2 pseudogenes are annotated in these 751 nt (G+C 59.9%); both read right to left on the minus strand.

Annotated elements, in window-relative coordinates:
* Positions 1-11: 11 nt before the first annotated feature.
* Positions 12-401, minus strand: a pseudogene (locus ACSH0F_RS15140) (phytanoyl-CoA dioxygenase family protein); the annotation flags it as partial.
* Positions 402-425: 24 nt separating this feature from the next.
* Positions 426-751 (minus strand): annotated as a pseudogene (locus ACSH0F_RS15145) (hypothetical protein); the annotation flags it as partial.

Here is a 751-nt window from a genome sequence, read left to right on the forward strand (position 1 = left end):
GGAAACGGACGCTACACGCCAAGCCATTCAAGGCCAAAGGGAAGCTCTTCAGCGGCGTAATCGACTTGAAGCACCCGCCTACTGTTAGGGAGAGAAGCTGCCTCCGACGCATGGAGGATCGGCGTTGCATAGAGCCAGACGTCCCCAGCCTCCGCAACACATGATACGCTACCGCAAACCTCGATGACCCTATCGACGTCGTCGACCGCGACCCGGCCACACTTGTGGGATCCAGGCGCGATGAGAAGTGGAGCGTTAGTGGCCGGAACATCGTCGAAGTGCGCCCGCAACGTTACCATTCGGGTCAGCAGGTCGAACGGGGGAGCGACATGAACCATGCCGCTCTTGACGGTCCATGGGCCAAAGCCGGGAGCCTCTCGCTTCTCCCTCACACATATTGTTCGGTCCTGATGCCGTGCGAGCGATCAATTAGTCTCCGGCGACTTATTAAACAGGATCGCCCGCACTGGTTTCGCGTTTGCGCCCAGGACTGAAGCAGCAACGGCTCCGACGCATCCACCGATGGCAAGCGAAGGCGCGAGGCCATCGATCCCGTGGAGCCGAAGGCCAGCATCTTCATGTGGCAGAGTGCTCAGAGCCGCCTGCAAGGCATCAATGCACGGATTGAGCGCACCCCTAAAAAGCTGCGCACCATAAGAGGCAAAATCTGTAGCCCCGTCGTCGATCATCGCTGGCTGACTTACGCGCGAGCACCCCCGCCATGCAACGTCCGCAATCGGGTCGTTAGCTG

It is taken from the genome of Qipengyuania sp. 902, assembly GCF_051195295.1.
GTDB lineage: Bacteria > Pseudomonadota > Alphaproteobacteria > Sphingomonadales > Sphingomonadaceae > Qipengyuania.